Annotated in this window: 28 protein-coding genes; 12 read left to right on the top strand and 16 right to left on the bottom strand. The window is 54.9% G+C overall.

The genetic code is table 11. The features are described from left to right. The first annotated feature begins 152 nt into the window (after window positions 1–152). Window positions 153–2,138: a DEAD/DEAH box helicase gene (locus tag D9K61_RS20195; protein WP_120634997.1), complete on the top strand. Its 1,986-nt coding sequence runs from the start codon at window positions 153–155 to the stop codon at window positions 2,136–2,138. 72 nt (window positions 2,139–2,210) lie between these two features. Here the strand turns inward: D9K61_RS20195 and D9K61_RS20190 are convergent, their stop codons facing one another. The 5 genes from D9K61_RS20190 to D9K61_RS20170 all read right to left on the bottom strand — a co-directional run bounded on the left by D9K61_RS20190 (window position 2,211) and on the right by D9K61_RS20170 (window position 9,089). Continuing rightward, entirely contained in the window at window positions 2,211–3,302 is a 1,092-nt protein-coding gene (locus tag D9K61_RS20190; RefSeq protein WP_120634996.1) for a TIGR03032 family protein, read from the bottom strand. 15 nt (window positions 3,303–3,317) lie between these two features. Further along, the gene (locus D9K61_RS20185) at window positions 3,318–3,815 is read right to left on the bottom strand and encodes an invasion associated locus B family protein (RefSeq protein WP_120634995.1); all 498 of its coding nucleotides are present in this window, start codon (window positions 3,813–3,815) and stop codon (window positions 3,318–3,320) included. Beyond that, entirely contained in the window at window positions 3,816–6,320 is a 2,505-nt protein-coding gene (locus D9K61_RS20180) for an autotransporter outer membrane beta-barrel domain-containing protein (RefSeq protein WP_120634994.1), read from the bottom strand. It lies immediately after the preceding gene. Between the two features lie 413 nt (window positions 6,321–6,733). After that, on the bottom strand, window positions 6,734–8,017 hold the full coding sequence (locus D9K61_RS20175) for an adenylate/guanylate cyclase domain-containing protein (RefSeq protein ID WP_120634993.1): 1,284 nt from the start codon (window positions 8,015–8,017) through the stop codon (window positions 6,734–6,736). Between the two features lie 172 nt (window positions 8,018–8,189). Then, window positions 8,190–9,089, bottom strand: coding sequence for a LysR family transcriptional regulator (locus tag D9K61_RS20170; protein ID WP_120634992.1), 900 nt, complete (start codon window positions 9,087–9,089; stop codon window positions 8,190–8,192). Between the two features lie 110 nt (window positions 9,090–9,199). Between D9K61_RS20170 and gstA the strand changes: the two genes are divergently transcribed. From gstA to D9K61_RS20155, 3 genes are read left to right on the top strand one after another with little or no spacing between them, the layout of a single operon-like run. Then, the gene (gene gstA, locus D9K61_RS20165; protein ID WP_120634991.1) at window positions 9,200–9,808 is read left to right on the top strand and encodes a glutathione transferase GstA; all 609 of its coding nucleotides are present in this window, start codon (window positions 9,200–9,202) and stop codon (window positions 9,806–9,808) included. Next, window positions 9,808–10,188, top strand: coding sequence for a nuclear transport factor 2 family protein (locus D9K61_RS20160; protein ID WP_254055831.1), 381 nt, complete (start codon window positions 9,808–9,810; stop codon window positions 10,186–10,188). Before gstA ends, D9K61_RS20160 begins: the two co-directional genes overlap by 1 nt. Window positions 10,189–10,192: 4 nt before the next feature. After that, window positions 10,193–10,414, top strand: coding sequence for a 4-oxalocrotonate tautomerase family protein (locus D9K61_RS20155; RefSeq protein WP_120634989.1), 222 nt, complete (start codon window positions 10,193–10,195; stop codon window positions 10,412–10,414). Between the two features lie 17 nt (window positions 10,415–10,431). On the opposite strand, the gene D9K61_RS20150 is transcribed toward D9K61_RS20155, so the two are convergent. From D9K61_RS20150 to pobA, 10 genes are all read right to left on the bottom strand, one after another. After that, entirely contained in the window at window positions 10,432–11,823 is a 1,392-nt protein-coding gene (locus D9K61_RS20150; protein WP_120634988.1) for a TRAP transporter large permease, read from the bottom strand. Next, on the bottom strand, window positions 11,816–12,313 hold the full coding sequence (locus D9K61_RS20145) for a TRAP transporter small permease (RefSeq protein ID WP_120634987.1): 498 nt from the start codon (window positions 12,311–12,313) through the stop codon (window positions 11,816–11,818). The genes D9K61_RS20150 and D9K61_RS20145 overlap by 8 nt, the downstream gene beginning before the upstream one ends. Window positions 12,314–12,368: 55 nt before the next feature. Beyond that, window positions 12,369–13,403, bottom strand: coding sequence for a TRAP transporter substrate-binding protein (locus tag D9K61_RS20140; RefSeq protein ID WP_120635057.1), 1,035 nt, complete (start codon window positions 13,401–13,403; stop codon window positions 12,369–12,371). 74 nt (window positions 13,404–13,477) lie between these two features. Further along, a complete protein-coding gene (locus tag D9K61_RS20135; RefSeq protein WP_120634986.1) occupies window positions 13,478–14,539 on the bottom strand; it encodes a 3-carboxy-cis,cis-muconate cycloisomerase in 1,062 nt (353 codons plus the stop codon). Further along, complete coding sequence (gene pcaD, locus D9K61_RS20130; protein ID WP_120634985.1) at window positions 14,536–15,321, bottom strand: 3-oxoadipate enol-lactonase; 786 nt, start codon at window positions 15,319–15,321, stop codon at window positions 14,536–14,538. Before pcaD ends, D9K61_RS20135 begins: the two co-directional genes overlap by 4 nt. Further along, entirely contained in the window at window positions 15,321–16,172 is an 852-nt protein-coding gene (locus D9K61_RS20125; RefSeq protein ID WP_120634984.1) for a 3-keto-5-aminohexanoate cleavage protein, read from the bottom strand. Before D9K61_RS20125 ends, pcaD begins: the two co-directional genes overlap by 1 nt. Further along, the gene (gene pcaG / locus D9K61_RS20120; RefSeq protein WP_120634983.1) at window positions 16,165–16,764 is read right to left on the bottom strand and encodes a protocatechuate 3,4-dioxygenase subunit alpha; all 600 of its coding nucleotides are present in this window, start codon (window positions 16,762–16,764) and stop codon (window positions 16,165–16,167) included. The genes D9K61_RS20125 and pcaG overlap by 8 nt, the downstream gene beginning before the upstream one ends. A gap of 2 nt (window positions 16,765–16,766) precedes the next feature. Beyond that, the gene (gene pcaH, locus D9K61_RS20115; protein ID WP_120634982.1) at window positions 16,767–17,492 is read right to left on the bottom strand and encodes a protocatechuate 3,4-dioxygenase subunit beta; all 726 of its coding nucleotides are present in this window, start codon (window positions 17,490–17,492) and stop codon (window positions 16,767–16,769) included. Continuing rightward, window positions 17,489–17,872: a 4-carboxymuconolactone decarboxylase gene (gene pcaC / locus D9K61_RS20110; RefSeq protein WP_120635056.1), complete on the bottom strand. Its 384-nt coding sequence runs from the start codon at window positions 17,870–17,872 to the stop codon at window positions 17,489–17,491. The genes pcaH and pcaC overlap by 4 nt, the downstream gene beginning before the upstream one ends. Before the next feature lie 23 nt (window positions 17,873–17,895). Continuing rightward, the gene (gene pobA, locus D9K61_RS20105; RefSeq protein WP_120634981.1) at window positions 17,896–19,065 is read right to left on the bottom strand and encodes a 4-hydroxybenzoate 3-monooxygenase; all 1,170 of its coding nucleotides are present in this window, start codon (window positions 19,063–19,065) and stop codon (window positions 17,896–17,898) included. A 96-nt stretch (window positions 19,066–19,161) separates the two neighbouring features. Here pobA and pcaQ point away from each other — a divergent pair, with 96 nt between their 5' ends. The 5 genes from pcaQ to D9K61_RS20080 all read left to right on the top strand — a co-directional run bounded on the left by pcaQ (window position 19,162) and on the right by D9K61_RS20080 (window position 23,307). After that, on the top strand, window positions 19,162–20,079 hold the full coding sequence (gene pcaQ / locus D9K61_RS20100; protein WP_120634980.1) for a pca operon transcription factor PcaQ: 918 nt from the start codon (window positions 19,162–19,164) through the stop codon (window positions 20,077–20,079). 133 nt (window positions 20,080–20,212) lie between these two features. Beyond that, window positions 20,213–21,406 carry an AraC family transcriptional regulator gene (locus D9K61_RS20095; RefSeq protein WP_120634979.1) on the top strand — a complete coding sequence of 398 codons (1,194 nt, stop codon included), beginning with the start codon at window positions 20,213–20,215 and terminating at the stop codon, window positions 21,404–21,406. Window positions 21,407–21,699: 293 nt separating this feature from the next. Further along, a complete protein-coding gene (locus D9K61_RS20090; protein WP_162946977.1) occupies window positions 21,700–22,560 on the top strand; it encodes a MipA/OmpV family protein in 861 nt (286 codons plus the stop codon). 217 nt (window positions 22,561–22,777) lie between these two features. Then, complete coding sequence (locus D9K61_RS20085; RefSeq protein WP_120634977.1) at window positions 22,778–23,008, top strand: type II toxin-antitoxin system CcdA family antitoxin; 231 nt, start codon at window positions 22,778–22,780, stop codon at window positions 23,006–23,008. Next, complete coding sequence (locus D9K61_RS20080; protein WP_120634976.1) at window positions 23,008–23,307, top strand: CcdB family protein; 300 nt, start codon at window positions 23,008–23,010, stop codon at window positions 23,305–23,307. Before D9K61_RS20085 ends, D9K61_RS20080 begins: the two co-directional genes overlap by 1 nt. On the opposite strand, the gene D9K61_RS20075 is transcribed toward D9K61_RS20080, so the two are convergent. Beyond that, on the bottom strand, window positions 23,291–23,533 hold the full coding sequence (locus D9K61_RS20075; RefSeq protein WP_120634975.1) for a thiosulfate oxidation carrier complex protein SoxZ: 243 nt from the start codon (window positions 23,531–23,533) through the stop codon (window positions 23,291–23,293). The genes D9K61_RS20080 and D9K61_RS20075 overlap by 17 nt on opposite strands. Window positions 23,534–23,839: 306 nt before the next feature. On the opposite strand from D9K61_RS20075, the gene D9K61_RS20070 reads away from it, so the two are divergent. Genes D9K61_RS20070 through D9K61_RS20060 form a run of 3 tightly spaced genes read left to right on the top strand, consistent with a single transcriptional unit; the run spans window position 23,840 to window position 26,972 of the window. After that, window positions 23,840–24,586 carry an ABC transporter ATP-binding protein gene (locus D9K61_RS20070; protein ID WP_120634974.1) on the top strand — a complete coding sequence of 249 codons (747 nt, stop codon included), beginning with the start codon at window positions 23,840–23,842 and terminating at the stop codon, window positions 24,584–24,586. Beyond that, a complete protein-coding gene (locus D9K61_RS20065; protein ID WP_120634973.1) occupies window positions 24,583–25,374 on the top strand; it encodes an ABC transporter permease in 792 nt (263 codons plus the stop codon). The genes D9K61_RS20070 and D9K61_RS20065 overlap by 4 nt, the downstream gene beginning before the upstream one ends. Next, the gene (locus D9K61_RS20060) at window positions 25,371–26,972 is read left to right on the top strand and encodes a HAMP domain-containing sensor histidine kinase (protein ID WP_120634972.1); all 1,602 of its coding nucleotides are present in this window, start codon (window positions 25,371–25,373) and stop codon (window positions 26,970–26,972) included. Before D9K61_RS20065 ends, D9K61_RS20060 begins: the two co-directional genes overlap by 4 nt. The last annotated feature ends 8 nt before the right edge of the window (window positions 26,973–26,980 follow it).

The following is a 26,980-nucleotide window of genomic DNA, read 5'->3' as shown; positions in this document are numbered from 1 at the left end:
TTCGGCAAAACCAGCCGGGTTCGCCAGCAACCGGAAAACCTTGCCTATACAAACCGGGCGCCAACCGTTAGAGGACTGTCTTTAACCTTGGATGATGCGCCTTTTGCCACGCTGCACGGCCCACCACCTGTCTTATACAAAGAACTTCTGCCGTGAAAAAAACCATCGCCGACGCACTTGCCCGCAAGGGTTATGATGCTTTGACCCCTGTTCAGCAAGCTGTCACCCAACCCGAGCTGGACGGCCGAGACCTTTTGGTCTCCGCCCAGACCGGATCGGGTAAGACAATCGGTTTTGGCTTGGCCATTGCCCCTACTTTGCTGGGTGATGATGACACATTCGGTGCGTCAGGCGCGCCCTTGGCGCTGGTAATCGCTCCAACGCGGGAACTGGCCCTCCAGGTGAAACGCGAACTTGGCTGGCTTTATGCCGATGCCGGGGCCTTTCTGGCGTCCTGCGTTGGCGGTATGGATATGCGCGATGAACGGCGCGCTTTGGCACGCGGTTCGCATGTTGTCGTTGCTACGCCGGGCCGCTTGCGCGACCATATCATGCGTGGATCGATCGATCTGACCCAAGTGCGCGCGGTTGTTTTGGACGAAGCGGATGAAATGCTGGATCTGGGCTTTCGCGAAGATCTGGAATTCATTCTGGATGAAACACCAAAAGATCGGCAGACCCTACTGTTTTCTGCAACAGTTCCCGCCGCGATTGCCAAACTCGCCAAAAGCTATCAGCGCGATGCAGAACGCATCTCGACAGTAAGCGAACAAACCCAGCATGCCGATATCGAATACCGTGCCATGCAAGTCGCTGCGCGTGATGGAGAAAACGCGATCATTAACGTGCTGCGCTATTACGAGGCACCAAACGCGATTGTGTTTTGCAACACTCGCGCGATGGTATCGCGCCTGACAGCCCGCCTGTCGAACCGTGGCTTTTCGGTTGTGGCCTTGTCGGGCGAGTTGACCCAAAGCGAGCGCTCCAACGCTTTGCAAGCGATGCGCGACGGGCGCGCACGGGTTTGTGTGGCGACCGATGTTGCCGCCCGGGGCATCGACTTGCCCAACCTTGACCTGGTGGTCCATGCAGAATTGCCCAACAGCCACGAAACCCTCTTGCATCGCTCTGGTCGAACAGGGCGCGCAGGGCGCAAAGGTGTAAGTGCATTGGTTGTTGTGCCCTCGTCTCGCAAAAAGGCGGAACGTATTCTGAAATTCGCCAAGCTAAGCGCCGATTGGGGATCGGCACCTTCCGCTGACGACGTGAACGAACGTGATCAGGTTCGTATGCTTGATGCAGAAGACTGGCAGACGGATATAGCTGAGAGCGAAGTTTCGACTATCGATCAGCTGGTTGAGAAGTTCACCCCTCAACAGATCGCGGCGGCCTATTTGCGGCAATACAAAAAGCGCCACTCAGCTCCGGAAGAGCTTGGTGCGGTTCAGGTAGAAAAACCCAAGCCTAGGGGGGAGTTTGGCCCCAGTGTTTGGTTTTCGCTGTCAGAAGGGCGCAATCAAAACGCCTCTCCGCGCCATTTGCTGCCAATGGTGTGCAAAGCGGGGAACATTACAAAAGACGATATCGGTGCGATCCGCATTGCTGATGATCTGTCTTATGTCGAAATCAGAAAAGCTGTTGTCGACAGCTTTCTGGCGGCCATTGGTCCTAAGATGAAGATTGAAGGGACCAAGAACATCGCAAGATTGGACAAGGCCCCGGACTTGCCGGCCTTTAGCCGACCAAAACCTGATCGTGCGCCGTCTGGAAAACCGCGTCATCGCAAAGGTGACACTCCACCGATTGACTGGAACGACACGCCCGAACCGCGGCGTCGCAAACCAAAACCCGAGGATCGCAAGCCCCGGAAACCCGCTGGTCCAAAGCCAAAAGCCCAGGAAACAGACGCGGTTTTGCAGACACCTTTCAAGGGCCGGAAACCATCAACAGCGAGCATCAAAGGCAAACCTAAGAGCGTCCCAAAAGAAACAGGCAAGGACGGCCAGTCTAAACCTCGCAACACTGACGCCAAAGGTCCTCCGCCCCCGAAGAGTAAACCCAGCAGCAAGAAAAACCGCGCCCGCGCGGCCGCTGCCAAAAGCGCCAAGGGTGGAAACTCTGTACCGAAACGCCGCTAGGGGTTAAGCTGTATCTAGCCCTGCCTATTTGATTGAATCACTTAGGCGGGGGTGCTCGCGCTCTTTGTGATTTTAGCTCTTTTCGTAGGTCACAAAGGATCTAATGTGGTCTGTTGCAAAACTCAGGGACATTCCGCAATCCACGTTTGGTAAGGCCGCTACATCGTACAGTTCTTGTACTGCGCCATCGATGCGAAACCAGGCGGCGACCTCTTTCTTTTGCAAATCAATGATTTGAACACCACACCATGGTTCGCTATCCGCCTCTCTCAGCTTTTCGTCCAGCGGCAGGCCTTCGAACCGTTCGTACCGCGGCTTTGAAAGGCCCACGATTGCGAAGTTGTCGTGAAACGCCAATCCGCGCACGAAACCCGGGCAAAATGCGATCTCTTCAAATCGGCCTTTACCAAAACCCGACTCCCGGACGATTTCTCCAAGGCGTCCTGAACCCGAATCCAGCACATAAAGTTTGCCGTTATGTACTCTTGGCGAGTGAGGCATAGACAGGCCGTCGCAAACAATTTCGTCCGTCCTGGCGTCGATCACTACGCCACCATAGCTGCGACGATCCCGCCAACCGTCAATTGTGTCCGATCTACTGACAGCCGTAACATAAGCCAGCTCACCACTTTCCAGTGCCATCCCGTTCAGATGACATCGATCTTCGTCGGCTATTTTTGAGATAAACGAAGGCTTCCAGATCGGCTCGAAGCTGTGCTTGTCAGAAACGGTTGCAACACAATTGAACCGTGTGTTCACGAACAGTATCTGATCATCATCAGTGACCGCCACATCATGTGCATCAAGCTCGCCAGTCGTATAGCTTTGGCGGGGTACGAAACAAGCATCGAAAAGTGTTTCAATCCTTTGATCGTCGCGTAAGACGTTTTCGAACCGATGAATCTGAAACAGCGTTGCCAGCGTGATCGAACCATTTTTGACGTCAATGCCCATGGCTTTTTCAAAAACCTGTTCATTGATCATGATCCCGCCATTTGGGTTTCGCCCGATCAGGTAAAATCGACCGGATTGGTATGAGCTTAGACAGAATGAAAAGTCATGTTTCGCCAGAAGCCCAAGCAAGCCAGGTGAAACAGAATATGCGACCTGCGTATCCGCCGAGCTTTGGGTTGGATTTTCTGATTTTGGAAGGTCTTGGCTCATGGTCCCGTCACAGGTTCAAAGCGCATCGAATGCAGCTGTGAAACCTGCCAGAGAAACTGGAACCTCGAGGGTTTTTCCCCCATCCAGAGTATAAAGTGAGATTTGAATTGATCCGCTTTCTTTCAATTCCTGAATGATCGCCGGACCCAATGTCACTGGAATAACGCAGCCGAAATTCTGACAGGTTCTCATTGGAAGATTCCAACGCGGGCCACCATCAATCGACAGCGAAATGCCCTTGGCGATATCCAGACCGAATGGAACGATAACAACGCCAGATGCGCCATCTTCTTGGCCGCGCTGCAACTCCATCCGCAATAGCAGACCGGATTGATTTTGCAGATTGAGGCTTTGGCTCATCGCGCACAGCTTTTGCCCCGCCTCTTCGGCGCAGTTCACCGTCCAGCTTTGAAACTGGGTCGATGTCGTTTCTTTCGTCTGCGCAACGGCTGCACTCAGTGAGACGCCAAGGGCGATTGCACCCAGTACCAGTGACTTAACTTTTGTGATCATTCAAAACCGGACCTGTAGACCCAAAACAGCCTCCAGTTCATAACTTTCCCCAAAGTCCTCAAGACCCGTCAGGTAGTTTAGCGAACCGGAAAGCTCGTACCTATCGTTCAAGATCATACGCGCGCCAAATCCTAGTTCAATGCCGGTGTCGTCAATTTCCTCGTCAAAATCCATTCCACCGACAGACACCCGCGTGTCAGGGTCAAACTCGTGATACAGGTTTATCAGTCCAAAGTAGCTGCCAGCGCCGTGACTACTCGAGAACCACTTGTTGGCAGACAATCCCACCCGCGCCAGAACACTTTCCGCATCCTCGAACAGGACCTGATTGCCAGAGCTGTCGGTGAATTCATCCACGTCCAACGTTGTGTACGAAAGCTGCGCCTGAGGAACCAGAACCAGACCGGGGTTAACCTCAATCGGGCGACCAACCTCAAGTGATACTGCAAACTGATCAGAATCGATGTCATCTTGTGCCAAACCGGTTGTCGGATCGGTGACATCGCTAGAGTTGTTGTTGTATTGAAGCTGCGTATCCAGGTAGAAGCCGCGCGCATCCAGCCAAGTGGCGCTTAGGTTCAGCCCGAGTGATTCTGTGTCGATATTACTGGTGCCCTGATCTGTTCTGACAGTGCTTGATGCATCGCCGTAAATCAGGCCCACTCCGCCATACAATGTACCATTGGACAGCTCAGACAGGATCGTGTCGACCCCAACCGAGATAGTATAAGTGTTTGTTTTAACACTGGTGATACCCGCTTCGGAACTTACCGGTGTTAAATCGCTGCGTTTGCCGCTCAGTTCGATCCACACTGGGCTGTTGGGATAGGCCAACACGTCGCCGCCGGAGCCATAGGGGGCCGTCAATCGGGTTACTGTACCACCATCAGAAGGCCCGGCGGGTAGACGCGATGCAGTGCGGGCCTGGTAGCCGCGCAGGCGGTTCATCGACAGAAGAACAGACGGCAGCGTTTCAAAGGCCGCCGCGCCGGCCCCGACAAGGATCGGGTTTCCTGACGCGTCCAGGCTGGACAAAGCAAAGTTGCCGCTGCCAGTTTTAACCAAGCGATAGCCAAACGGACCGGCGACGACGATCTGTTCCCCGCTGGAAGTCTGGGCCGTGCCGTTCAGGGTAAAGCTCCCTCCCGAAGTACCGCTGACCTGAATGATCTCGATACCATTGATGGTCTGAGCACCAGCACCGCCGATATTGTTGACCGAAACAAACGTCGTTCCAGACGTGTCCCCACCAATTTGGAGGATGTCAGTGGTTGATCCGTCACCGCCAAGCTGAACATCCAGCATAACAGTTCCACCATTACCGATGAAATCGCCGCTGACCGTGATCATGTCCCCGACCGATCCGTTCTGCGCCGAAATCGTGCCGCCATTGCTGACGTTGCCATTCAGACTGGTCGCACCCGAGTTCAGTCGCAGGACACCGCCTGATTGCGTGAAAATACCGGTTCCGGCACCACCATCGCCTGCTGTCAGGGTGTTATCGGTCAGCGTCACCACCGCGTTGTTTACAACTTCGAACTTTTCGAAGTTTCTCACATTAGCGCCGTTCAAAGACCCGCTGCTGCCAAACCGCAGTGTGTCGACAAAACCGTCACCGCTCGAGTTATCATCACCACCGTCGAACAGCGTGACACCGCTGAAATCGCCTCCGGAAAAGTCCAGAAGATCGCTGCCATCACCCAGGCTGATCGCGCCGTTGACCGCAGCGCCGGATTTTACAGAGACGGTCGCGTTGGAATCATCGTTTGTGATCGCGGTGCCAGAAGTCGCACTAACTGTGCTGCCGGAACTCAAATTGATCTGGACCGCCGCGCCCGCATTACCCTGAGTGGCTATACCCGCGCCCGTACCGCCGGTCACAGCACCAGATGTGGTGACTGAAATCGATCCAGACCCTGTGTTTCCCGCGAAAATCGCCGTTCTGCCACCGCTGACCGCGGCCGCTGTGATGGTCAAATCGGTTCCTGAATTTCGGGCGTTTATCCCATCCTGCGAAGTTCCGGAAACGGTGCCTGTCGATGTTATTGTCAGAGCACCAGTGCCGGTATTGCGCCCGCTGATCCCGGTAACGGCACCGTTCACATCGACCGCCAATATCGTCAGGTCGGTCGATGTCGCGCCGTTTTGCGAGTAGATTGCCGTGTTTCCAACTCCGGTGACCACACCAGTAACAGTTATTGATGTTGCTCCGGTTCCAGTGTTTCGCGAATAGATGCCGATGCTCGACCCGGAAATCGTCGAACTGTTGTTGTCGGTGAAAGAAATACTGTCTGTCGAACGCAGATTAAATCCAAGGCCGGTTGAAACCGTCTGACCAAACCCCGGTTGTGTCGTAACCGTCAGCGGCGCGGCGCCAGAATTAAGCGTTATCGTCGCGTCACCCGGTGACGCGGCGCCGGAGCATTGATAGGTTCCCCCGCCAATCGGCGCGCAGCTGCCGCCGTAAGCGACCCGCCCGTATCCGCTTACAAAAGCAAGCGCCATTGAAGAGGTAAGTAGGAGTTGAGCTTTGCTCAGCGAAGCGGTGTGTGTACTAGTTTTGGGCACGGGTTAACAATTCTCTAACAGTTTACTGCTAACGAGCGTAGCGACTCCCTGTTGGTTTTCCAAGAAACATCGGGTTCGCGCCTCGAGATATTAACCGAAATTCCAAGAAATAGAGCAGTGAAGTAGCCAACAGAAAGTCATTTCACCTGTGCGCCCTGTTTGCGCGTTACGGCCATTGTGTCGCCACGACAAACAAAATTTCCGTGAGGCTGGTAATGTTTCCATAGCTCATCGCCAAGGCGCGAACCCCAAGCGCCGAGGAACCTGACAGAAGATTCAAACGCAGATTGGTGAATCCAGACATATGTCGAATGTCAGCTAGTCATACCCCCCATCCGTAGAGATCTGAGCTATTGCGGTGCCCGTGTACCAACGCCCGTCAGGTAGTATGCCTGAATCTTGCCCTTACCCTTGATATCAATGATTCCTCGTTCTTCGAATATGTAGTGGTCGGATAATATCTCGCAGGTCTCTTTGGTCACCTGTATTCGGCCCGGCGATCCGTAGGATTCCAGTCTTGAAGCCGTATTCACCGTATCGCCCCAAACATCATAGAAGAACTTACGGGTACCGGTCACGCCAGCAACGGCCGGACCAGTGTGAATTCCGATCCGTACTGCCAGTGTTTCACCCATCTCTTGGCTGATTTGCTTCGTGATCGTGAGCATTTCCAACGCCATATCAGCAACAGCCGATGCGTGGTCAGGCCGGGGTTCAGGCATTCCACCCGCAATCATATAGGCATCACCAATGGTTTTGATTTTTTCCAACCGATGCTTGTCTGCCAGATCATCAAAATGTGTAAAAACGCGATTCAGAAAAGACACCAGCTCGGGTGCGCGCATACGTGTCGCCCGGGGCGTGAAATCCACAATGTCCGCAAACAGAATCGTAACCTGCAACAAATCATCCGCAATTATCTTGTCCGGCTCTCGCTTCAGCCGCTCGGCAATTGGCGCAGGCAAGATGTTCTCCAACAGTCGTTCTGAACGCTCGTATTCGTGCTCGATCTGCGCCTTTTGCACTAGAATGAGCTCTCGTGCCGCTTCAAGCTGCCGATAGCCGGAAAAGATCAGGAAATAGACAAAGAACACGCCAAGTGTCATCGCCAGGCCTTCGCCTGTCTCCATCGGCTGTTTAAGGGGTGATTGAAACAGGGACCCGGTCGGATTGGTCGACGTTTGATTTATGGACAGGTTTGTCTCTGGTAGCGCGCCATCGAAGAACGGCAGAAACAACATCACAAGGAAACATACGCCAAACCATGGCCGGGACCTTTTGGGGCCAAGGACAACCACTGCGGCAGCTGGCGTCACGAGAAATGGCAACACATCGCCTTCTCGATTCCCGTTGAGCAGCATGAAAATCAGTTGCACAATCAGGAAGGCTGGCGCAAAAAAATAGAACACCGTTTCGACGTTTCGCGTGTGATGCAGCAAATAGAGGCTGGCCAAAATGGTGACCACGACAGTCACATCAAGCGCGCGGTAGATAATGGACCTTTCCGGTTCAAGGAAAAACGCCGAGGCCATGCACATAATGACAGTCAGGATGATCACTGACATGGATTTCAAACGCTTGGTGCTCAGGTTATCGTCCGCCGCATGGCCAATGCGGATGTAGTCGACAATCATGTTGGTGCGCCCCGTTCCCAAGAACCCCAGTCATATGGGTTATATACGATCAAACGAATTATTCGAAGAATTTGGTCGGCTTCCCAGATGGTTGGACATCCCTGTCGCGATCAGCCCATACCTTCAGTCATAACAGCTGACACCAACGGCGCACGACAATCATTTCAATGGCTCAGTGAGTTTGGTTGTCGCCCGACGACCGCACATCAAGAGCAGACCAAATTTGCGACATGACTTTGCCCATAGGCTGGTCACGTCTCCTGATTGCAAATATTTCTGTGTGCCGCGACGGGAAACCCTCAACGCTTAGTGGCATCAGCGTGCCATTCGAAAGCTCTGTCTGCATCATATGTTCGGGGATACCACCCCATCCCATGCCAGCCTTGATAACAGACTTCTTTGCCTCAAAATCAGAAACGGTCCAGCGCTGCCCTCCCCTCAGCAAATCCCGGCTTTGTTTAAACTCCGGACCGCCCGTACCAGATACGATGACCTGCGTGTAAGACTGCATCTCACGTCTCGATTTTACGCCCGATCGTTGTGACGCTGGAAAGTCAGGGCTTGCGACCGGCCGGATAGTTACTGTTCCGACCGGCAGGGTTTCGACGTCATCAATCGGAACGCCGTCCAACCCGGCGACAATCAAATCTGCCTCTCCCGCCATCAGTCGCGCCACGGGTCCACCCATCATTTCGGTTGCAACCTGAATATGGGTTCCAGGGAAAACTCGCCCGATATCTGCAAGCACCTTCAGTATCGGGTCCAGCGACATTGTGGCGGTCATGGCAATGGCGACCTTTGGCTCTTGCTCGCTTCTCAGTCCTGCGGCCACCGATTTTAATCCGCGCACCTGCTCCAGCACGCGTGCCGTTTCGCGAAAAAACACTTCGCCTTCAGAGGTCAGGCTGGGGCGATATGCATCCCTTGAAAACAGATCAAACCCCAGTTCCGCTTCCAGTTTTCGAATTTGATGGCTGACCGCAGACTGCGCCTTGTTCAGACGTTCTGCGGCTGCACGAAAGGTTCCGGTGGCAACAATTGCATCCAAAGCGTTGAGTTGATCGAGGGTCATTTGTTGCTCATATGATCTGATTTTTCGATCATAAGCATGAATTCTCAATATTATCAATCGCTCGATCACGTTGTTACGACAGGCACGCAATCAAGGAAAAGGAGCCTGATATGAAACTCTACTACAAACCCGGAGCGTGTTCTCTCGCCAGCCACATCATGCTGTATGAAATCGGTTCGGATTTTGAGATCGAGGCTGTAGACACGGTCGCTGGCCGGACCGAAAGCGGACAAAACTACCGGAACATCAATGCAAATGGCTATGTCCCGTCTCTGGAAATCAACGGCGATGCGTATCTAAGCGAAGGCGTCGCAATCTTGCAGTTCCTTGCAGATAACAACCCTGAGAGCGCTTACTCTCCGGCACCCGGCAGCATCGATCGTGCCCGGCTGCAGCAATTCCTGAATTTCGCGGCGGCCGAGTTACACAAAGCCTGGGGCCCGCTGTTTGCCGACGGCTCGTCTGATGCAGAAAAACAAGCAGCGCAGGCAAAAGTGGCGACAAAACTCGACTACCTTGAAACGGTTCTTGCGGACGATCGGGATTTTCTGGTTGGCAACCAGTTCTCGGTGGCTGATGCGTATACATTCGTTTTGGTCAACTGGACCAATTTCAAGGCGATCGACCTTGCGGCCTGGCCCAAGCTGGCGGCCTACGCTGTGCGGATCGCAAACCGACCAGCAACCAAATCCGCCTTTGCCGCAGAGGGTCTTGCATGATGACGTGCCCGGATCAAACCGAGATCGAAGACCTGATGAAACGGTATTTTGACGGCCTTTACCACTCGGACAGCGAAACTCTGCGCTCAGTGTTTCACGCGGATCTTGCCTATGTGAACGGGACCTCTGGCACCTACGAGGTCATGGGATTGGACGACTATATGGCGCGCATCGATGCCCGCACTCCGCCGTCTTCGCGAGGCGACCCACGTGACGACGTGATCGAACGGATTGCGCTTAAAGGGGATCGGATTGGCATCGTCGAGGCACGCATGACGATGATGGGGCGCAACTATCAAGATCTGCTGACTGTGATCAATGCGGATGAGGGATGGCGTGTCCTGACCAAAGTCTTCTCATTCGTCGAGCGAAAGGACTAACATCATGCCCTATGTGAATATCAAAGTGACCCGCGAAGGCGGGCCGGATGGAACAGGCCCAACGCCAGAGGAAAAACGCCAGCTTATTTCGGGGGTCACCGACCTTTTGCAACAGGTCCTGAACAAGAACCCTGCCACGACGTTTGTGGTGATCGATGAGGTTCCGCTGGACAATTGGGGTATGGAGGGTCGACAGGTCAGCCAAATTCGCGCCGCGCAAACCTAGGGCGAGGGAAGGTTCCGTCAGCCGCCGATCAGCTTTGGAACCGCAAGCGTCAGGGCTGGTATCATCAGTATCAGCCCGACGCGCACGGCTTCTGCACCCAGAAACGGAATGACGCCTCTGAAAACTGTTCCCATCGACGTATCGCGTGCAAGCGAAGAGATAATGAACACATTCAGCCCGACCGGAGGCGTAATAAGCCCCAGTTCCACAACGATGAGGGCCAGAATCCCAAACCAGATTTTCAGGCTGTCCGGGTCCATTCCAAATGCTGCTGTTTCTGCCGTGACATAGTCACCACCATTCAACGCAATCAATGTGGGCCAGAAGAATGGGACGACCACAAGGATCATCGCCAGACTTTCCATAAAGCAGCCTAAAACCACGAAGATGCAAAGCATGATGACAAGGATCAGCATTGGATCCATGCCGCTGGTCGCCGCCCACTCGGACAGGTCCTGAGGCAGCTGGGTACGCGCAAAAAATCCCTTTAAGACTTCGGCACCGAACAGGATCAGGTAGATCATCCCGCTGGTGATCGCGGTCGCGCGGATCGCCTTTAGAACGCCGGAGATCGTCAAGCCTTCACCGGTCAACGCGCGCAGCAAAAAACCATACGCGGTAATCGCAAAAACGCCGATACTCGCGGCTGGAGTCGGCGTGAAAAGACCAAACCCCAATCCTAAAATGATCGCGCCAAAAATCAGGATAACCGGCCACAGCCTGCGAACAGCCTGTCGTTTCTCATCCGGATCCATTTGTGTGGGTTCCGGCGCCAAAGATGGGTTGAGACGCACTTGAATCGCAATCACGGCAATAAAGCCAAGGACGGCCAAGATTCCCGGCACAATTGCTGCCTGGAACATCCTCAGGATCGAACCTTCGACGATGATTGCGTAGATCACCAAAGCAACAGATGGCGGGATCAGGATCCCCAACGTTCCTCCGGCGGCTAAAGACCCTGATGCCAAACTGGGAGCATACCCAAGCTTCTTAAGTTCGGGCAGGGAAACCCGGCCCATCGTGGCCGCAGTTGCCAGGGACGATCCGCAAACGGCCCCAAAGCCACCACAGGCTGCGACGGCCGCCATCGCAACACCGCCCCGCAGTCGGGACATCAGAGCCTCTAACCCCTTGAACAAGTCAGTGGACAACCTCGCCTCGGCGGCGACGTAGCCCATCAGGACAAACAAGGGCACAACGGACAGATCGTAATTGGCCACATTCTCCCAAAGAAGACTTTTGAACTGTTTCAAGTAAGGAACGAACCGGATGTAGCTGACAGAGTGGCTCAGTACCCATGTACCGCCTATCCCGACCACAATCATTGCGATGCCAACGGGCATGCGCAGCAATAGCAAAACAAACAATACGGCCAGACCGATCACACCAATGGTCATAGGATCAAGCATCAGCCACATCCCCAAACGCCTGAGATGCGGCAATCAAAGCCCAAAGGATCATGGACAAAAGGCCAGGGATGTAAAAGGGCCAGGTCGGCCAGCCAAGGACGCTGGTGACAACTTGATCCGAGCGCACCTCCAACATGCCGAAGACCATCCAATAAGCCAGAAACAGCGCAACCAAAACCGTGACCGCCAGCCATAACAAATCAATTGCGCGCTGCAGCGTGCGCGGCATTCGATCCATCAGCAACTCAACGGACACATGGCCTCGATTGGCCTGACAATAAGGAAAAAACATCAACGCAGCACAGCTGATCGCAAGCTGCACGAAATCCTCGTATCCGGGCAGTCCGGCCACATCCGCGCCGAAAATTCCCGCCACACGGTCGAAGATAAAGGCGAAGGTATTTGTCGTGGTGACTGCCACGATCGCCAGAAGAATGAGGCCGCCAAGCAATGCAAAACCATCTGCGAGGCGCCTGAGAACCATGCTCATTGCTGTTTTCCCTGAGAAATTGGGAAGGGCAGATCTGCCCCTCCCCTAAGACCGATCAGTTGCCAGCGTTGGCTGCCGCAATGGCCGCCCGAGCACTTTCAACCAGTGCAGCCCCGTCGATGCCTTTGTCGTTGACCTCATCAATCCAGCGCTGAACAATTTTCTCGTTCGCTGCGTTGAACTTGGCCGCTTCTTCATCAGACAGGACAATGCGCTCGACGCCAGCTGCCTCCAGCGCCTTTTCACCGCCTGCTTCAAAGCCTTCCCACATTGCGCCGACATTCGCAGCAACACTCGCACCTGAATTGGCGTCAATCACGGCCTTCAGGTCGTCAGGCAAGGCGTCATACGCATCCTGGTTCATAGCCACCATAAAGACTGCAGTTCCAAAGCGATCACCATTGGGCAATTCGGTGATGGATTTGTCCAGTTCCTGCAGCTTCAGCGGCGGAACAATCTCGAGCGGAATCAAAGCGCCATCGACTACGCCCTTTGACATTGCTTCGGGCAAGGCCGGGACCGGCATACCAACAGGCTCGGCCCCCATTCCTTCGATGATCCAGGCACCGGTACGGCTGGGTGTCCGCAGCTTCATACCTTTCGCATCGTCAAAGCTGCGAATTGGATCTGTCGCAGAGTGGATCACATTGCCATCATGGCTGTGCAGGAAGATCACATGAACATCATCGAAATCCTCGGCCAGCAGATCCATCGAGGCATTCATTGCGATGGTTGTGTCGGTGGCAGAACCGGCATGAACCAACGGCAGTTCAAACACTTCGCTGCGCGGGAACACCCCCGGAGTGTAGCCCAATACCGTCCAGACGATATCGGCCGACCCGTCGCGAACCTGACTGTACAGTTCAGGTGGCTTACCTCCCATTGACATGGCTGGGAAGATTTCAATGGCGATACGACCATCGCTATCTTCGGTGACCTTGTCCGCCCATGGCTGCAACATGCCCTTATGAGCGGCTGCAACAGGTGGCAGGAAATGATGCATTGTGAGTGTCACGTCCTGAGCCAGCCCGGCCGTTGCCGTAAGGGCCAGCGCGGCCAATGAACCCAACAGGGACTTCCTGATAGACATAGATTTTCCTCCTCCGATGTATCGCACTGAAATTGTTTGGATTTCAATGTCGTGGGACAGTGGCAGCGGTGCGATCATTTCCGCTCCTCACCAATTGACTCAATTTGGGTGCACAGGGTGATGGCCGCCGACAGGGATCTTGCCGTCGCCTTCGCCATGCTTGGTAAAATCATCCACTCTAGGGACCAGGCGCTGCCCGACCGTTCCTGCTCATGCACAAGGGCTTGATGCATCCCGGATACGCGTGTGGCGTTGAAGCGGGCAAGCGTGACCAGAAGCTCGGCCAAAACAGGATTCTTTTTGTGGGGCATTGCCGATGATCCGCCGCCACCAGACAACTTAATCTCATCCACACCCTGCTGGGCCATCAGGCAGATGTCCTGACCCATTTTCCCCAGAGAGCCCGAAATCAGAGACAGAAAGCTGGCATATTCAGTGATACCCTCGCGGGTTGCATGCCAGCTTCGGTTTGGCAGATGCAATTCTAATGCGCTGGCCAGAAACTCGGCCAATTCGCGATACTTAATACCGATGGCCTGGCCATCGCCGACAGCGCCGCCCAGTTGAACACATTCGGCACGCGGACGCAGCTGTTCGAGGCGGCGCAGATGTTCTGCCAAAGGCGCGCACCAAGTCTCAAGCCGGTGCCCGACTGTCACCGGAAGGGCAGCCTGCATGCGCGTGCGCCCCATGATCATATTCGACCCAAATCTCTTTGTGACCTGACCCAACAGATCAACCAATTCGGACAAGCGATCCGCCAGCAGATCAGAATTTGCGCGCAATGTCAGCGCCAACGCCGTATCCATCACATCTTGCGAGGTTGCACCGGTGTGGATCGCGTTCTTGAATTGCCCCGCTTCCAACTTCAGATACCGAACCAGCGCCGGCACGGGCAAACCATCCTGCACCGTTCCGGATCGCAAAATCTCGAGATCAGGATTTGTGGCTTCTATCCGCTGCGCTGCCAATTGCGCGTCTCGCAACGACACGATGCCGATCGCCCCCAACCCACTGGAATAGGCGGCTTCAAATGTAAGCATATGGGCCAGTGATTGTTGCGCTGACCAGATCGCATCTGCGTCGCAGTCGCCAAAAAGACCGGAGAGCCAAGGATGTTCGAATACGTCGCTCATGACAGCGCATCCTGCAACGACCGGATCTGCGAGGCAACAAACCCCGGAGCTTCAATGCAAGGCAAATGCCCTACGCCAGACAGAATGTGACACTGCGAGCGTTCTACGAAATCTGACAGCGCATTTACGCATTCGGGCGGCGTCGCCAGATCGTCGGTCCCACCAATACAGATGGTGGGAACCCTAATGTATTTCGTTGTATCGGTCAGATCTGCATCACGAATGGCCGCGCATGTCGCAACATAGCCCTGGGCTGGTGTTCGCGTCAGCATATTGCGGTAACCGGCAACCGTATCTGGCGCTTTGGTGCGAAAATTATTCGAAAACCAGCGCTTGATCACGGTATCCGCTATGGCGTCCATCCCCCTGTCAGTCACCATGTCGATCCGTTGGTTCCAAGCGCTCGACTCTCCGATTTTGGTGCCCGTGTTGCAAAGAACCAGACCCGCGACGAGGTCAGGGCGGCGATGGGCCAGCGATTGCGCGATCATGCCTCCCACCGATACCCCACAAATGATTGCCCTTTGCCATGCCAAATGGTCGATCAGGCCTGCGACGTCATCGGCAAGAGCCGCGATAGATGTTGCCCCGCAATCCGATAGACCGTGCCCGCGTTTGTCAATCAACAAACGAGTCGTAGTCTCAAGCTCATCGGCGACCTCTTGCCAAATCCGCAGATCCGTCCCCAAGGAATTCAGGAACACAACAGGCGTTTTGCCAGCGCCGCCGGATTGAACCTCATAATGAATAAGGGTCCCATCAATGCTGGCGAAGCGTGGCATCAGGTGGCCACCCTCCGCAGCCCGAGGATCGAGCGCGCCTCGGCTATGGTGGCTACCGGGCGGTCGTGCGTGTTGCAAACCTCGACGGCGCGCTTGACCAGTGCTGCATTGGATGGGGCCAGCGTGTCGCGATCCAGGCGCACGTTATCCTCAAGACCCGTCCGAACATGCCCGCCTGCCGCAACTGACCATTGGTTCAAAACGATCTGGTTTGCGCCAATCCCGGCTGCACACCACGGCACTTCGCCTAACAGCCGTTGTACGGTGTGCACGTAGAAATCAAAAACCTCGCGATCGACTGGCATTGCATTCTTCACACCCATAACAAACTGCACGTAGGGAACATCTTTGATCTGCCCGTTGCGATACATCGCAGCTGCCCGGAAGATATGGGACAGATCGAAGGCCTCAATCTCGGGTTTCACATCGTATTTGACCATCTCGCTGGCCAGCCACTCGACCAGCTCCGGAGGGTTTTCATACACGCGGGTCGGAAAATTGTTCGACCCCACCGACAAAGACGCCATATCCGGCGCCAGAGGCAACATGCCACCGCGCGCCGCGCCAGCGCCTGAACGTCCACCGGTCGACAATTGAACAATCATTCCGGGGCAATGGGTTTCAATGCCGCGTTTCAGATCGGCAAACCGCGTCGCATCAGACGTTGGTTTCCCGTCATCATCGCGCACGTGGCAATGGGCAATCGTCGCTCCGGCCTCAAAAGCTTCGTGTGTGCTTTCCACTTGTTCAGAGACACTGATCGGGACCGCCGGATTGTCGGCTTTGGTCGGGATAGATCCGGTGATGGCCACGCAAATGATACAGGGGCTTTTGCTTATTTGTTCAGACATCGAAGAACACTGTTTCTTTGTCCCCCTGCAACCGGATGTCAAAGCGATACACGCTTCCATCCCGGCGGGCGACCAGAGTGTCGCGCCGGTCCGCCTGCTCGATCAGGTTCAAGATCGGGTCGGTTTCGTTTGCGGCTGTTTCATCGGAAAAATACAGGCGCGTGTTCAATCCGACATTAATGCCGCGCGCAACCAGCCAAAAGTTGATGTGAGGCGCCATCAGACCTGGACCGCGACCCGGAACAGGCGCGGGTTTTACGGTTGCAAATGACCATTCCCCTGTTTCGAAATCTGGAATGACCCGACCCCAGCCGCGAAATCCGGTTTCGACATCGCCAATGCCCGGGTAAATGCCTGCCGCGTTAGCCTGCCAAACTTCGATCAAAACGTCCTTGACGGGTGCGCCCGTCCCATCCAGCACCTGACCCTGAATTTTGATCCGCTCGCCTGTCGCCTCGGGCCCCGCAATATCCCGGCCAAGCTCCTGTCGGTAGATGTCAAACCCTGCGTCCCCCGGTGCAAGGCCAATATGTACGTAGGGCCCGGCAGTCTGGGACGGAGTTTCTTTCAGATAGTCGAGTTTTTGAACCATGATCAGTTCCCCTCGGGCCGGTTTTCGAAATAAGTGGAGCGATGCCCACGAAGGACGATGTCAAACTTATACGCAATACTGTCCAGCGGAACCGTCGTGTTCAGATCAAGCGCAGCTACCAATTGCTTAATCGCACGCTGATCCGGGATGGTGTTGACGATGGGACATTTGGCAATCAGCGGATCCCCTTCGAAATACAACTGTGTGATCAGCCGTTGTGCAAAGCTGGACCCGAATACCGATACGTGGATATGCGCAGGTCGCCAGCTGTTGATCCAGTTGCGCCAGGGATAGGCCCCCGGTTTGATCGTTCTGAATCTGTAAAAGCCGTTCTCGTCCGTCAGCGTTCGTCCACAGCCCCCGAAATTCGGATCGATTGCAGCCAGATAGGTGTCTTTCTTGTGGCGATACCGGCCTCCGGCGTTGGCCTGCCAGATTTCAACCAGCGTATTGGGCACTGGCTTACCGTTTTCATCCTGCACCCGACCGTGCAGAATAATACGCTCGCCAATCGGATCGCCTGTTTTTGCATAGTTGCGGATCAGATCATTGTCTAAGGAGGCGATATCGCTGTGACCGAAAGTCGGACCAGCCACCTCACTCAGTGTGGGCTCAAGTGACAGCAGAGCATTCTGCGGCGATCGCGAGACGCTGGTTTTGTAGTTCTGCACATAAGCCGGCGGGTGCCATTCGCGATCCCGCTGATACAGGTCTGGTGGCTGGGTCATTCGGTCTCGCCTTCCATTTCTGCATATGTCTGCTTGGCCAGCTTCACCGCATGGTTGGCACAAGGAACACCGGCATAAACCGCCGCATGCATGAACGCCTGCATGACGTCTTCCTTCGACGTGCCCGTATTGGCGCAGGCTTTCAGATGCATCGGGATTTCATCGAAGCTTCGGGTGGCCGCCAGCAAAGCCAGCGTGATCATCGACCGTTCCCGCAGCGTGATTGTGTCGTTTGCCCACAGGGTTCCCCATGCGGTTTCTGTGATCATCTCCTGAAATGGCGCATCGAACGCGGATTTCTGCGCTTCGGCACGATCCACATGGGCATCACCCAATACGCGACGCCGAACAGACATTCCCGTCGTATGGCGATCAATCATCGGTATCTCCTTGGTTGCACCCATCAATACGGCAATCCCACATAGTTTTCAGCCATCGCTTTTTGTGCGGCTTTATTTGTGCGCAAGAAATCGATCTCGGCGCGTTGCATCTTTAGGTCAAAGTTGGATTGATCCGGAAAACGATGCAACAGAGACGAGAACCACCAGCTAAACCGTTCGGCCTTCCAGATCCTGGCGAGCGCGTTTTGTGAGTAACTATCCATCCCCTCGCTTGATCCCGTTTCGTAGAAATCGTGCAGCGCGTTATGCAGATAGTGCACATCAGACGCCGCGGTGTTCAGACCTTTGGCACCTGTCGGCGGAACAATATGCGCGGCGTCCCCGCACAGAAAGAGCCGCCCCCAACGCATCGGCTCGGTCACAAATGATCTAAGGGGCGCGATCGACTTCTCGATTGATGGCCCGGTTACAATGCGATCTGCAAACTCCTGTGGAATTCTGCGCTTTAGTTCATTCCAAAAGGCACTGTCGGTCCAATCGTCGGGATTATCCGACAGCGAACACTGGATGTAGTAGCGGCTGAGGTTCTCATTGCGCATAGAACAGAGTGCAAACCCACGTCGCGACAACGAATAGATCAGCTCATCATGAACCGGAGGCGTCTCGGACAGGATTCCAAGCCAGCCGAAGGGGTACACTTTTTCGTATTCTCGTCTCACGCTCAAGGGGATCGTTTGGCGGCTGACACCATGGAACCCATCGCATCCGGCCACAAAATCGGTGTCGATGCGCTGTTGCTGCCCGTCCACGGTAAAGGTCACATGGGGTGTATCTGTATCCGCATTGTGTATTGTGACATCATCCGTGTTGAAGATGATCTTGCCACCTGCAGCCTCTCGCACCTCATAGAGGTCACGGGTGACTTCTGTCTGGCCGTAAACCAAGACCGGCGTGCCTGTGTGTTCGTGAAAATCGATGCGAAAGCTCTCATCTTCAAACGCGATCAGCGTTCCGTCGTGTTTGAAACCTTCCGCGTGCAGACGATCAGCGACCCCTGCTTGCTCCATCAGGTTAACAAATCCCTGTTCCAGAACGCCGGCGCGAATACGGCTTAGGACGTAGTCCTTGGTTTTTCTCTCTAGAACGACGCTGTCAATTCCATGGACATGAAGCAGCTGCGACAAAAGCAAACCTGACGGCCCTCCGCCGATGACGACGACTTGTGTTCGCATCTGATCCTTCCTCCCTTATGCGCAGTATGATTGCATTGCCAATTCGGTTATGTAAAATGATGTTTTACCCTCATTAGTTGCCCTAATTGGAAAGTAATGATTGATCGCCGACTAAAAGTTCGTCATGTCGAAGCCTTTGTCGAAATCGCGCGGCAGAAAAGCCTGAAGCGTGCCGCCGAAACCCTGAATCTGACTCAGCCCGCTATCTCCAAAACCCTGAAAGAACTTGAAGGGATTGTCGGAGCCACCCTGCTGGAACGCAACCGAGGCGGCGTGACGATGACTGTCGCAGGAGATGTCTTTCTAAGGCATGCCACCAGCGGCATGACGGCTTTGGGCATGGCCGTGAACAGCGTGACGGCTGTTCGCAAAGGGGAAACAGGGTCGGTGTCCATTGGCGCACTGCCAAGTGTCGCCGCGCGCATTTTACCGCGCGCCGTTGCGATATTTTCGGAACTTGCCCCCGACACCGTTCCCCGGGTCGAGGATGGACCACATGGGTATCTGATTGATCGGCTGCAATCGGGCCAGTTAGATCTTGTGATAGGTCGGTTGGGTAAGCCCGATGCAATGAAGGATATCTCTTTTACGCAGCTCTACGTCGAAAGCGTCGCCATCGTGTGCGCCCCGGGGCATCCCTTGGCCGAGGCGTCCAATCTGTCCGAGGCGGCAAATTACCCGGTCATTTACCCGCCGGAAGACTCCGCCATCCGGCCGCTGGTTGATCGCATGATGATTGCCAATGGCATGACCAGCTTCCCGAAGCAGATCGAGTCGGTATCGGCGACGTTTGGGCGAGGACTGACATTGGCAAGTGACGCACTTTGGGTGATCTCGACGGGTGTTGTCGCCGGAGATATCGCAAGCGGCCAACTCAGGGCGTTGCCGATAGATACAGGTCTGACGGCAGGTCCAATTGGCATCATGGCCCGCTCGGAAAGCGAACTTTCACCAATGGCCAACTTGTTCCGGCAAGCGTCTGTTCGGGCGGTGGAACACTTGCGGCTCGCCTGAACTCTCAAGCCCCAAAAAACGCCCGGACCTGTCTTTCCCAGACGGAAAGGACACCGAAACGAGCCTTCGCTCGTTCGCGCTGGAGTTTTCCTGTTATGCCCTCTAGTTCAGAACCCAACTCGGAGACACCGCATTGCCCGAAAACTCGTTTGAAATTTCGTTAACGCTGTTTCAGCTCGGGGCCACGGTGTTTTGCGCAAATCTCTTGCTGCTTAACCGAAACCACCGGGCTCTCTTTTTACCACTCGCCCTGTTTTTTGTTGCCGAATCCATCGTCGGCGCGATTGATCTGTTGATCGAATTTGCCGGCAGCGACCAGTTAACAAGACGCGACTTACTATGGATCGGCCTCGCTGCATCTGCATCGGTTTTCGAGCCATTTCTGTTCTGGAGTTACGTTAAGGTTTTGACGTCTGAGAATGGTGTCGAAAAACTAAGACCGCGCGGGTTGCACTACTTGCCGTTCGTTCTTGCCGTTTTGACGCTTGTATCTGTGTTGTCCCTTCCTAACGTTCTGTTTGGAACAGCCGACGTTGATATCGAGTCGCTGAACCTGCTTCAGATTCTTCCCCTCCTATTTTTGGAGCTTCTAGATTTTTTCTTTCAAATCATGGTGTTGATTTATCTTTGGCTAATCGTCAATCAACTTAGAACATACACCAACCGCCTCAAGGATCTGTTCGCGACAACCGAAGACCGGGAACTGCTGTGGGTCTGGTGGATTGCATTCGTTGTCGGGATTTATCTTGTGCTGGGTATGGTCGGGACACTCGCATCATTTTTTGACCTGGAGAACTCGATCCATCCGATCTTTGATAGCGACCATGCAAATAGCCTGGCAAGTTTTGCCATTGTCTGGGTCATTGCGCTGTGGGGGCTGCGGCAGCAGCCCGGCCTGATCCGAGAACAGCCGACCTTTGACGCCATTGCTGAAAAAGAGGAAGCCGCTGGTCCAAAATATGAACGCTCGGCGTTGACGGAAGATCGCGCAAAAAGGATCGCCTCCAAAATCGAGCGTGCGATGTCCAATGATCTTGTTTACCGGGACCCAAATCTGTCGCTTTGGGATCTGGCAAAACACATTGGTGTCACCTCAGCTTATGTCTCGCAAACACTGAACACGACGATTGGGTCGAACTTTTTCGACTATATTAACAGTTGGCGTGTTCGCGATGCCGTCGAGCAGCTGCAAAATTCCGACGAGACGATACTGGTGATCACCTATGACGTCGGCTTCAACTCTCGATCGTCTTTTTACAAGGCCTTCAAACGGGAAATGGGGACAACGCCGTCAGAGCTGCGCACAAAACTGCGTGCCCAAAGCTGAAAGACGCTTTGAAAAACTTGCTTCGCTAATGGGATAGGGGCCGCTCGGACTCCCGCTTCACTCAGCAAAAAGGCTTCAAGGCCAACGACGATGTCTCTTCTCATCGGCAACAACAGCAAAAAGCTGTCCGCGACGGCCAGCTAGGAACCTTTAACCAAAACCCGGCACTAAGTTGCGCGAGCGTCTGCTCGGGCATTTCGTGCGCAAGACATTTCCGCCGCCAAACAGACGGATTTGGCACCGAGAAACGGCCCATAGCAGCCTTTTAACTGATGAAAGAACCGAGGACTTTTATGAATTCGAAATCTCTCAATCGAGCGGCTTTGGCCGTTGTCGGAACATGTCTGGCAGTTTTTGCCGGCCAGGCAACAGCCCAGAGTGCAGGCAACGGCACCGACGGCACAGGAGGATGGAACGACTGGGATTTCTACCTGGGAGCCGGGGTCGCATATGCCCCAGAATACGAAGGATCAGACAAACAAGAAACCTCCGCATTCCCGGCGTTCGAAGCAGTATGGCGCGACACTTTGGTTGTTTCCGGCAATGGAATAGGCGCGTTTGTTTATGACAGGAACGGCCTTCGGATGTCGGCCGCCCTTGGATACGGTGGCGGTCGCGAAGAAAGCGACAGTGGTCATCTTCGAGGGCTAGGAGATATCGAGGACGGCGCCGTTGTCTCGCTGGGCGCACAGCTCGATCTGGGGCCACGCGTTACGGCCACAGCAGATGTGAACACCTTCCTCAAAGGCTCCAAGGGCACGGTTGTATCGCTTGGGCTGCAAAGCCAGGTGCCGTTCGGCGTCATACGCGGCGCATTGTCGCCAACGGGCAAGCGATATGACGATGTGGCCGGTCAGCAAGGGTTGGCGCTGGTCGGTGGTGTGTCGGTTGACTGGGCCAACGACAACTACAACCAAAGCTTCTTCGGTGTGTCGGCGGCGCAATCCGCCTCTTCAGGCTTAAGGCAGTACAGCGCCGGCGCTGGCTTGAAATCCGTTAACGCCGAGATCGGGTTCAGCCAAACCCTTGGCAATAACTGGGGTTTGACGGGGATCGTGCAATATTCCAGATTGCTTGGCGATGCCAAGGACAGCCCGGTCGTGAAATCCGAAGGAAACTACTCGGCGGTGCTTGCGGTAGGGTACCGGTTCTAGCTCGCGCAGGTTCGTCGCTACTATTGTTGTGCTGCTTCACGTGACCAGACCCGGCCAATGCAATGGCCGGGTACCAATGAATTTGGTTGCCCCGTTCACACTGCCGAATTGAACGGCATCAGTATTGTGAGATAGATAAATCCTATGTATGCTTCATACGCATAAATTACGCGCATATATAATACCAATGTCCTTGCCACATAAGAGGGGCAGCAGAATGAATGCCCAATCCAGAAAACCAACCAACTTGTCGCTGGACAGCGCCTTGCTTTCTGAAGCTAGGGCGCTGAAAGTAAATCTATCCCGTGCAGCTGAAGAAGGGATCCGCGTGGCCGTGGCCTCAGCAAAAGCGGAGCAGTGGAAGGCAGAAAACTCCGCCGCGCTCAGAAGCTCCAATTCGTATGTTGAAAGACACGGGTTGCCGCTGGAAGGCCTTCGGCAGTTCTGATGCCAAAATACGCTGTGTTTCCGAACCCATCCGGTGATGGCTTTCTTCTGGATGTTCAAACCGATCTCCTCAGCGATCTGAACACGCGTGTCGTTGTGCCGCTTTTGCCAAAGTCACGAGCTCCGAAGCCAGCAACGCGGTTGAACCCGATATTCGAAATCGAAGGTGAGCCTGTCGTGATGGTAACCCAGTTCTTAGCGGCTGTCCCGGCTGGTATCCTCAAGTCTCAGGTCTGCAATTTGAATGAAGAATTTGAACATATTACAGTTGCGATCGACATGCTTATGCGGGGGTTTTGAATAGGCCGTAGAACCGGGGCAATGCTGGCCCCAGACCTCCCTGAACACATCCTGAATTCGGCCAGGCAACCGTGACCGCCTTAGTGTCAGTGTAAATCGCGCCGTCATCGTCGGACCAAGCGAAGGTGAACACCCCGGCGCTTGGAACGGTCGCCTCAAAGTCAAAAGGGTTCGTTGAAATCCCGAGTCCGGTTTCCAGTTCGACAACAGCGTGACTTTTGAACATACACAGATCCCGATGAGTGATCGCACGCGGTACAAGCAGGGCCAGGACATCCTGCGCGCATAGCGTTGGTACTAGGCACAACAGCGCCCAAGGCTGTTTTGCATCACGTCACGTCGCCCAAGGCTCATCGTGGCTTTTCTATCTTGATTGCGACAGGCGTATCGCTGCTTCACCCGCTTCTCCACACAACAAATCTGCGAGGTTACGTAGACTTAAGTCGCGGTCCGGTGCTTTTCTGCATGGTTGAGAAACGCGCCCCGAACGGGCAAGCTGACCGTCAGAACGGGAATCCGGGCGGAGGAATAGATGCCTGATGCGCAGTTGCAGGACGAGACCAAGCGGGGCCTGACCGTCCGCAATCTGAGCTTTCACTACGGCCCTAAAACGGCACTGGATTCCGTCTCATTCGACGTGGAGCCGGGGACTTTCTGCGCATTACTTGGGCCGAACGGAGCCGGGAAATCCACTTTAATCTCGCTGCTGACACGCCTTTTGGTCGCCCCAGAGGGCGAGATCGCCGTTGCCGGGCACAATCTCAGGCGATCGCCACGCAAAGCGCTTGGGGATCTGGGCGTCGTGTTTCAACAACCGACGTTGGACCTCAGCCTGACGGTCAAGCAAAACATGGCCTATTTTGCCGCGCTGCATGGGCTGCCAAAACAGGAAACACCTCAACGCATTGACGCTGCTCTGGACCGGCTGGGGATGCGCGAACGCGCTGGTGAAAAGGTTCGGGCGCTGAATGGTGGGCACCGCCGCCGGATGGAGCTGGCCCGCGCCCTGCTGCATGACCCAAAGGTTTTGCTGTTGGACGAACCAACCGTCGGCTTGGACGCCTCAGCACGGCACTCGATCACCGATCATGTTCACGATCTGGCCGACCAAGGGCTTTGCATATTATGGGCGACACATCTGACCGATGAAGTACGCGACGGCGACCAATTGCTGGTTCTGCATCATGGTAAGATTCTCGCCGCAGGACAGACCGGAGAGTTGCGCGGCGAGGAGACGCTATCCAATTGGTTCCTATCCCAGACCGAGGTGCCGGCATGAGTGGTTTTTGGGGTGTCGCACAGGCCATCATCGGACGCGAGTTTCTGCGCTTTATTCATCAACGCGAGCGCTTTCTGGCCGCACTCGTGCGCCCAATGGTCTGGCTGCTGATCTTTGCTGCGGGGTTTCGTGCGGCGCTTGGCTTGTCCATCATCCCACCCTACCAGACATATATCACCTATGAGACCTATATTGTGCCGGGCCTGTGCGCGATGGTCCTTCTGTTCAACGGGATGCAAAGCTCTCTCAGCCTCGTGTACGACCGCGAAATGGGATCTATGCGCCTGCTGCTGACGAGTTCATTCCCGCGTTGGTGGCTTTTGTTTTGCAGGTTGCTCGGCTCAACGGCGATTTCCATCCTGCAGGTCTATACATTTCTGGCGCTGGCGGCATTGTTCGGGATTGTGTTGCCGATGCCCGGTTATTTTGCGGTTCTTCCAGGGCTGGTTCTGGGTGGGCTGATGTTGGGTGCGTTGGGATTGGTCTTATCCAGTTTCATTAAACAGCTGGAAAACTTTGCGGGGGTGATGAATTTTGTCATCTTCCCGATGTTCTTTCTGTCCTCGGCCCTCTACCCGCTGTGGAAAATGGCCGAAAGCTCACCGCTTTTGCGTGACATCTGCGCCTTAAATCCGTTTACCCATGTGGTCGAACTGATACGGTTTCTGTTGTACCTGCAGATCAACTGGATCGCGCTGTTCTGGGTGCTGGTGTGGACGGCCGCGTTGTGTGGCGCCGCGGTCTGGGGATACGATCCGGCGCGCGGCCTGATGAAACGAAAAACATGAACGGACCCGCCGACAAACCAAAGCGCCATTTGCTGCTGAAAACCCGTCTGGGTCTGGGGGCTGTTGTTCTGGGGTCGGGCACGTTGCTGACAGCAGCGATCCTGTATTTGGGGATGCAAACTGTGGCCTCGCGGCTGGAAACAGCGCTGGCATCGGAAATGCGCATGGCGCGATACGCGGCACTGTCCACTCAGGTGGCCACGTTTTTGGTGATAGCAACGGAATCCGTGCAGACGGGGCAGCCAGTCGACATTCGGATCGATCGCCTGACCCCAATACAAGGACAAATCGGCGACACATTCGGCAAGCTGCACGCCGATGTCGCTGACGCAGTCACGGCGGCGCAAGGCTTCGGGATAGACGAGCAGTCGCGCTATGGCACGCAGTCGCTCGGCCTCGCCCGGATGGAGGCGTTGCTGGGAAACACGCTGGACGGGCTTGCAAATTCCGAAGCGGATCAGGCGCGGTTAAGGGCCTATATCGACAATTTCGCCTCGGGGTTTGATCCCTTGCTCAGCCAGGCCGTGAATACAGAAATCTTGTTTCGCAACACCATCCTGTCCGGGATCGAGGAAACCCGCAGTACCCTGACCTGGATCGCGTTAGGATTTGCCACGTTCGCAATCCTCAGCACGATCTGGTTCTATTTCTGGCTGATCCGCCCACAGTTCGCACGGTTGGATCGCTTGCGCGGGGCTGCAATGCAGATTGGACAGGCGGAATTCTCGCCCGAGTTACCAACCATGCAGGGTGACGAGATCGGTCAGCTTTATCGCGAAACAAATCGCATGGCGGCAGCCCTCAAACAGCATCAGTCGCAGGTCGAGTCGGAATGGGCCAGACTGAACGAAACAATTGCCCAGCGAACCGAGGAGCTGAGCGCCGCCAACAATACTCTATCAAAAATTGATGAAAACAGGCGGCGCTTTTTTGCGGATATCAGTCACGAGCTTCGCACACCGCTTACCGTGATCATGATGGAAGCCCAAATCGGACAGCAAGACAAACAAAGCGCACCCGACGCATTGCAGGCCATCGAAACCAGCGCGATCAAACTGAACCAGCGCATTGACGACCTGCTTCGCGTGGCGCGGTCGGAAAGCGGCGAACTGGCGTTGGAACCGCAACCGGTTAAGCTGGCTGATCTATTGAACACCGTGGTACGGGACATCCAACCGGACATCGACAGTGCGAATATGACGCTGACCGTCGGGCCAATCCCCGATTGTGAACTGAATTGCGATCCGAACTGGATCCGGCAGGTGCTGCTAAGCCTGATCCGGAACGCAGTCCGTCACGCGCGCGACGGTAAGACGATCACCATGACGACCAAACTGACCGCCGACACGGTCGAAATCTCAATTGTTGATAATGGGCCCGGCGTCCCGGTTGACGCGCAGGGCGATATCTTTGGACGGTTTGTTCAGGGCGGATCGGCCAACAGCCAAGGCTTTGGTGTCGGTCTCGCTTTGGCGCGCTGGGTGATCGAAGCGCATCACGGCGCAATCTCATTGACCAGTCCTGTTCCAAAGGATCAGGCAATCGGACCGTCAAACGGTACAAATGTCTGCATTCGTTTACCTGTTGCGCAGGCTTAGAATGAGCA

It is taken from the genome of Ruegeria sp. EL01 (assembly GCF_900313035.1).
Lineage (GTDB): Bacteria > Pseudomonadota > Alphaproteobacteria > Rhodobacterales > Rhodobacteraceae > Ruegeria.
The sequence above is the reverse complement of the archived record's forward strand: the minus strand, read 5'-3'. Positions and strand labels throughout refer to the sequence as shown.